Annotated in this window: 5 protein-coding genes and 1 other annotated feature; of the genes, 1 reads left to right on the plus strand and 4 read right to left on the minus strand. The window is 28.5% G+C overall.

Translation table 11 applies throughout. The features are described 5' to 3' along the window. A partial coding sequence (locus VLM92_RS02365) for an aldo/keto reductase (RefSeq protein WP_331681660.1) occupies window positions 1-1,143 on the plus strand: 1,143 nt, incomplete at its 5' end. 141 nt (window positions 1,144-1,284) lie between these two features. Here the strand turns inward: VLM92_RS02365 and VLM92_RS02370 are convergent. The 4 genes from VLM92_RS02370 to typA all read right to left on the minus strand — a co-directional run bounded on the left by VLM92_RS02370 (window position 1,285) and on the right by typA (window position 7,440). Then, on the minus strand, window positions 1,285-2,376 hold the full coding sequence (locus VLM92_RS02370) for a nitronate monooxygenase family protein (protein ID WP_325274751.1): 1,092 nt from the start codon (window positions 2,374-2,376) through the stop codon (window positions 1,285-1,287). A 74-nt stretch (window positions 2,377-2,450) separates the two neighbouring features. Then, window positions 2,451-3,344, minus strand: a complete 894-nt coding sequence (thrB, locus tag VLM92_RS02375; RefSeq protein WP_325274752.1) for a homoserine kinase — start codon at window positions 3,342-3,344, stop codon at window positions 2,451-2,453. A 62-nt stretch (window positions 3,345-3,406) separates the two neighbouring features. Further along, window positions 3,407-4,885 (minus strand): threonine synthase, encoded by a 1,479-nt coding sequence (gene thrC, locus VLM92_RS02380; protein WP_325274753.1) that lies wholly within the window; start codon window positions 4,883-4,885, stop codon window positions 3,407-3,409. Window positions 4,886-4,933: 48 nt separating this feature from the next. Continuing rightward, window positions 4,934-5,133: a binding site (T-box leader), on the minus strand. 486 nt (window positions 5,134-5,619) lie between these two features. Continuing rightward, window positions 5,620-7,440, minus strand: a complete 1,821-nt coding sequence (typA, locus tag VLM92_RS02385; protein ID WP_325274754.1) for a translational GTPase TypA — start codon at window positions 7,438-7,440, stop codon at window positions 5,620-5,622. Window positions 7,441-7,991 lie beyond the last annotated feature (551 nt).

A 7,991-nucleotide genomic window follows, 5' to 3' on the forward strand; every position in this document is an offset into this window, starting at 1 on the left:
GGGGACTATATGAAATATAGAAAATTAGGAAAAACTAATGAAGAAGTATCAATACTAGGGTTTGGATGCATGAGATTTCCACAAAAGGATGGAAAAATAGATGAAACTAAATCTTTAGAAATGGTAAGATACGCTATAGACAATGGGGTTAATTACATAGACACAGCATATCCGTATCACAACGGGGAAAGTGAAACATTTGTTGGAAAGGCATTAAAAGATGGATATAGAGAAAAAGTAAAATTAGCGACAAAATTACCTTCATGGCTTATAAATACTAGACAAGATATGGACAAGTATATAAATGAACAATTAGAAAAATTACAAACAAATGTAATAGATTTTTACTTAATTCATAACCTAAATAGAAATGATTATAAAAGGTTAAAAGATAATGGATTATTTGATTTTATAGAAAAAATAAAAGAAAAGAAATTAGTTAAATATGTAGGATTTTCATTTCATGATACATTAGATTTATTTAAAGACATAGTAGATGATTATGATTGGGATTTTACACAAATACAATACAATTACATAGATGAAGACTATCAAGCAGGAAGAGAAGGACTTTTATATGCAGCAAATAAAGGATTAGGAGTTATAATAATGGAACCTCTTCGTGGAGGATCATTAGTAAATAATCTTTCACAAGGTATAAATGAAATAATAGATAATTCACCAGTTAAAAAGACTGCTGTAGAGTGGGCATTTAAATTCCTATATAATAAAGAAGAAATAAGCTTAGTTCTCAGTGGAATGTCAACGTTAGAACAAGTTGTTGACAATTTAAAAATCGCAGACACACAAGGGCAAGTGAACTCAATGACTATTTATGAACAAGAAACTATAAATAAACTAAGAGAGGAATTTAAATCTAAGATAAAGGTAAACTGCACTGGATGTAAGTATTGTATACCATGTCCAGCTAAAGTAAATATACCTGTATGCTTTGACCTATTAAATAATTCATCTATGTTTGATAGTGTAGAAAAAATTAAGAAAACATATGAAAACTATTTAGTAAAAGCAAACCAAGATGCATCTAAATGTATAGAGTGTGGAGCATGTGAAAAAAAATGTCCTCAACATATAAATATAATAGATAAATTAAAAAAAATAAAAGAAACATTTAATGTATAATAGGATATATAAAAAGTGGAGTGCTTTATAAGCACTCCACTTTTTGTATATAAATTTTTAGCTTTAAATTAATAGATATAAACCTTAGGTTTAGGAGTGTTGCAAAAAGGTTTAAATATAAGTGAGCTAAAAATTAATTACCTATAATTTAGAAGTTAATTCTTTCATAACCTCATCTACAGAATACAATCTATCAACTTTGTAGGCATTAGCTCCACAGAATAATAGTGCATTATCAACATCACCTTTAACTGCACTTATAAGAGCTTCAGATATACAGTAAGGTGTTTCATTTGGTGTACAAGGAATTAAGCAATGATAGCATTTTCTTATTTTTGGACGAGCAGAAGATACCCTTTCAATAAACTTATTGTGTATAGCACGTCCTGGCATACCTACTGGACTAACTACTAAGTCTATATCTTCTTCACTAGCGTTTACATATGTGTTTTTAAAAGCTTCTGAAGCATCACATTCATGAGTAGTTACAAATTTTGTACCAACTTGTACACCGCTAGCTCCAAGATTTATGTATTTTAAAACATCATCAGCTGTAAAAATACCACCAGCAGCAACTACAGGTATTTCTTTATTATATTTTTCTCCATAAGTCTTAGCTACCTTTAGAATTTCAACGAATTCCTTATCATAGTCTATAGAATCTACATCTTGCAGTTCTTCCTTACTATATCCAAGATGACCACCAGCTTTTGGACCTTCTACAACTAGTAAGTCAGCTGTAGTTTTGTCTTTTCTATCCCACATCTTAAGTATAACACTAGCAGCTTTAGCTGTAGAAACTATTGGAGCTATCTTTACTTTGCTTCCTTTTACTAATGAAGGTAACTTAGTAGGAAGACCAGCTCCAGATATAATTAAGTCAACACCAGCAGATATTGCTTCTTTGACATGTTCTTCATAAGCATTCATAGCAACCATAAGGTTTAAACCTATGATACCACCGTTAGCATTTTCTTTAGCCTTTATAATATGCTTTTTTAAAGCTCTTAAATTCGCATTTAAAGTATTTTTTTCGAAATCTTCTTCATCATAGCCTATCTGAACTCCGGAAATAACTCCAACACCTCCAGCTTTAGCAACTGCAGCAGCTAAAGATGATCTTGATATTCCAATGCCCATTCCTCCTTGTATTACAGGAACTTTTGCTACTAAATCTCCAATTTTTAATGGTTTTATGATAATCTCCTCCTTATATGTTGTATACAAGTACATGATTATAATAGTTAATATTATTACCTGGTACTAAAGACATTATACTATATTTTAATAAGAATGAATAGCATTATTTATAAAATATTAATGTAAGCACCTTGATTATCACACTTAAGATTTATAACATCCCAGTTACAATTTAAGCTTTTTAAATAAGAATTTATATTACTACTAAATTCAAAATCTTCATCTTTTATTATAGACATAATAGTAGGACCAGCACCGCTTAGAAACACTCCCATACAATTTAAATCATAACAATAGTTTAACACTTCATCGTAATTTTTAATTAAAGATCCTCTATAGTTTTGATGTATTTTATCATCACAAGCAATTTTTAGCATATCAAAGTTTTTATTTATTAAAGAAGATATAAGTAAAGAAACTCTACCAATATTAAAAATTCCATCAGAGTAAGGTATATGTTTAGGAAGTACACCTCGTGACTTTGAAGTTGACAATCTAAAATCAGGTACCATAGCACAAAACTTAAGTTCATCAGGTATATTTATTGTATCGTAATGCACTTTACCATCACTAACTATTGAAATTATCATATTACCAAATAAAGCAGGAGCTACATTATCAGGGTGACCTTCTATCTTAGTGGCTATTTCAAGTAATTTATTCTTATCTAAATTACATTTACTAAAATAGTTTGCAGCCATAACACCTGCAACTATACATGAAGCACTACTTCCAAGACCTCTACATATAGGAATCTCACTTTTAATTCCTATTTTTATACCTTTAGGAATATAATCACATTCAACATTATCAAAAAAGTACTTCATTGATGTATAAATAAGATTATCTTCATTTTTAAAATCATCTTCGCAACCATATATCTCAAGACCATTATCAATTTCTTCTATATAAAATTTATTATATAAATTAAGGGAAATTCCCAAACAATCAAAACCAGGTCCTATATTTGCACTAGTAGCAGGTACTATAATTTCTATCATAAAAAATCACATATCCTTTCAAAATATTATAATCAGTTTTATTAGAATATAAAGCCTTTAAATTAAAAAAGAACTTTTTTAATAGCATCAATTAAATTTTCTTTTTCATATATATCTTTATGAATTACTTTTGAGAATTTAAGCTTTTCAATAGCTTTAGGAACTTGAGTATGACTTAATTTAGATAAATAGTTTATAATTTCAAAATCATCACAAATATCAAAATCACAATCTATAGACTTTAAAACATCTTTTGAAAATTTATAAGGACTAGCAGTACTAATTATTACTGTTTTACTATTATCTAAAGTATTTTTTTTGTATTTTTCATAAGCACAGTATGCAACAGCAGTATGAGTATCTATAAGATAATTGTGATTTTCAAAAACTTTTTTTATAGTAGCTTCAACTTCTTTTGAATTAGCATATTCTGCATAAAAATCACTTAAATTATTTTTCATAGAATCAGAAATTTCATAAACTCCTTTTGTATTTAAATCATGTATTAAAGTGTTTAGTATATTAAAATCTCTGTTACATAGTTCAAATAATAGCCTTTCTAAATTGCTAGAAATTAATATATCCATAGAAGGAGAAGTTGTTAATTTCAAATTTCTATTTTTATCATATACACCAGTTGTAAAAAAATCATAAAGAATATTATTATCATTAGAAGCGCAAATTAATTTATTTATAGGAAGCCCCATAGTTTTAGCATAAAAACCAGCTAATATATTTCCAAAATTTCCAGTAGGAATAACAAAGTTTATTTTGTCATATAAATTTATTTCATTTTTTTTAACTAGGCTTAAATATGAATGAAAGTAATAAATTATTTGAGGAAGTAATCTACCGATATTAATTGAGTTAGCAGAAGAGAGAAGGTAGTTATGATTTTTTAACTCATCATTAAAATCTTTATTATTAAAAATATTTTTAACTCCAGTCTGAGCATCATCGAAATTTCCATTTATACCAAATACATAAGTGTTTTTTCCTTCTTGAGTTTTCATTTGAAGTTTTTGAATGTCGCTTACTCCATCTTCAGGAAAAAATACTATTATCTTAATGCCATCAAGATCCTTAAAGCCTTCTAAAGCAGCTTTTCCTGTATCTCCAGAAGTAGCAGTCAGTATTATTACATCTTTATTTAAATTACTTTTTTCAATAGACTTTTTTAGTAAGTGAGGCATTATTGTAAGTGCCATATCCTTAAATGCTAAAGTGGGGCCATGATACAATTCAAGAAAAAAGTTATCACCAACTTTAGATATGGGGCTAATATCAATAGTATCAAACTTAGAATCGTATGCATTAGATATACAAGTTTCTAATTCTTCTTTACTAAAGTCAACTAAAAATTTATCTAAAATAAATAATGAAAGTTGAGAATAATTAAGATTTATTAATTCAGAAAGATTATCAAGTATATTTGGAAATTCACTCGGAACATAAAGTCCTCCATCTTCACAAATTCCTTTTATTATAGCTTGAGAAGAAGTTAACTTTTTATTATTTCCTCGGGTACTTAAATAAAACATTATAATCATCTCCTTTAATTTTATATACAAAAAAAGACTCATATCCCTAAAAGGGACGAGAGTCTTTTCCCGCGGTTCCACCCAATTTGATTTCATATAAAATCCACTTAGTACTTTAACGCAGCATTACGTCTATAAGAAGCTCATAGGTAGTTTTTCAATTCATCGTATTAAGGAAACCTTTCAGCTTACAAGTTTCCATCTCTGGTAATCGATTTGAATTTACTTTTTCTAATCATAGCTTTTAAGTATTTTAATTATTATTTTAGAGTATAGCACACAAGTTCAAAAAATTCTAATATTAAAATATATAAATATAAATAAAAAATTAATATTATATATTTAATATTAAATATGGAAAAAGTTACAAAATTTAAACTGGAAATAAGATATAAAGTAGTATTATAATGTATATAGAATTAGAGATGTGTAAAAAATAAACAAATATTCAAATAAAATTCATAGATATTTCACATACAATGGATATAATAAAAATAAAAGGAGGGATCGATGAAGTGGGAATAATATTTATAACCTCAGGATTAATATGTGTTATGTATGGGTTAACTTTCTTATCTTATTTAACAGAAAGTCATATATTAGACGATATAGCGCAAGACAACTTATAAGAAATTTAATATATAAGTTTTAATTATATAAATGTATTTTTCTGTAAACTAATTATAAAAGTAAAAGCTCACTTAAAAAGTGAGCTTTTGTTATATAAATTATTATTATTTTCCTTGTCTAGACTTATTGTATCTTAATCTTTCAGTTTCGTTTAAGAATTTCTTTCTAAGTCTTATAGAATCTGGAGTTATTTCAACTAATTCATCATCATCTATAAATTCTAAAGCTTCTTCAAGAGTGAATATTCTTGCAGCTTGTAATTTAACAGCATCATCAGTACCAGAAGCACGAACGTTAGTTAATTTCTTGTTTTTACAAGGGTTAACAACCATATCGTCTTTTCTTGAGTTCATACCGATTATCATACCTTCATAAACTTCAGTACCTGGATCAACGAACATTTGAGCTCTATCACTTAAAGCGTTAAGAGCATAAGCCATTGTAGTACCTGGTCCTTGAGCTACTAAAACTCCGTTAGTTCTTCCAGGTATTTCACCTTTATGTTCTTCGTATCTTTCAAATGATCTAACTAAAGTTCCTTCTCCACGAGTATCGTTTATGAATTCACTTCTGTATCCTAAAAGTCCTCTAGTTGGAGCTATAAATGTTATTTTAACATAATCTCCTTCTATTTCCATTGCTTCCATCATTGCTTTTCTTAAGTTAAGCTTGTTTATAACAGTTCCTGAATAAACTTCTGGACAGTTAACTATAACTCTTTCCATAGGTTCCATTAATTTTCCTTCTTCTTTAAGAAGTAAAACTTGAGGCTTAGATACACCTATTTCGTATCCTTCACGTCTCATGTTTTCAAGAAGTATTGATAAGTGAAGTTCTCCACGACCAGATACTCTGAATCCGTCAGTAGTATCCATTGGCTCAACTTTAAGACCAACGTTAACTTCTAATTCTTTATCTAATCTATCTTTTATATGTCTAGTAGTAACGAATTTACCACTCTTACCGCAGAATGGAGAATCATTAACTAAGAAGTTCATAGATAATGTTGGTTCTTCTATGTGTATCATTTCCATTGGTAATGGATTATCAGTATTACAGATAGTTTCACCTATTGATATATCAGGCATACCAGCAACAACAACTATGTCACCAGAACCAGCTTCATCTTTTTCAACTTGAACTAATCCTTCGTAAACTGTAAGCTTAGATATCTTTCCTCTTGCTACAGATCCATCAGTTCTACATATAGATACTTGAGAACCATTTTTAACAGTTCCTTTGTAAACTCTACCTATACCTAATCTACCTACATAATCATCATATGCAAGTGCAGATATTTGAAGTTGTAAAGGATCATTGTTGTAATCAGGGTAAGCTTCTACATGATTTACAACTGTTTCAAATAATGGAGCAAGGTTAGTACTTTCATCATCCATTTCTTTTTTAGCTATACCTTGCTTAGCTATTCCGTATATTATTGGGAATTCACATTGCTCATCGTTAGCGTTTAAGTCAACGAATAAGTCGAATACCTCATCTACTACTTCTTCAGCTCTTTGATCAGATTTATCTATTTTATTTATAAATAATATAGGTCTTAAACCTGCTTCTAAAGATTTTTGTAAAACGAATCTAGTTTGAGGCATTGGCCCTTCACTAGCATCAACTAGTAATACAACAGTATCAACAGTCTTTATAACACGTTCAACTTCAGAAGAGAAGTCACTATGTCCAGGAGTATCTACTATATTTATTTTGTAATCTTTGTAGTTTATAGAACAGTTCTTAGAATATATAGTTATACCTCTCTCAGCTTCAAGGTCATTACTATCCATTACACAGTCTTTTACTACTTCGTTGTCTCTAAACGTTCCAGATTGGTGTAAGAATGCATCAACTAAAGTTGATTTCCCAGCATCAACGTGGGCTATAACTGCAATGTTTATAATTTTATTTTTTGACATTTGTTTTGCTCCTTCCAGCATTAAAATAACTTTATCATTATAGCACAGTATAAGCGTGTATACAAGATGCGATTAGTTAAAATTACATCTTATATATAAAAAACTTATAATAAGTATAGTTTATGTAAAAATAAATAATTTAAAGTCATCTGATACAACATACTAGATATAATATTCTCTTAATAACAAGGAAAATGTTTTAATTAGTAGGTATAAGGGGTTAAGACGGGAAAGTCATCAAATGTAGTTTTATTAAAGTAAAGCAACTTTGAAAAAATGTGTAATTTTCTATCAATAAAAAAACTTGAAAATTATATTCAATAACATGTTTTGTGTAGCAAAAATGTTTAAATAAAAATATATGAGGGTATAACGGTATTAATAAACACTTAAGAGGAGGACTTAAATATGATAAGAGTATGCCCATATTGTTCAAACGTTGATGTAAATAAATTAAAAGAAATAGCTGGAGAAGAAAATGTTAAAACAGGATGTATAGGTGCTTGTAGATCATTTTCTAAAGAAGCAGTCGCAAAAATAGATAAAGAACT

It is taken from the genome of Romboutsia sp. (genome assembly GCF_035470145.1).
Classification (GTDB): Bacteria; Bacillota; Clostridia; order Peptostreptococcales; family Peptostreptococcaceae; genus Romboutsia_D.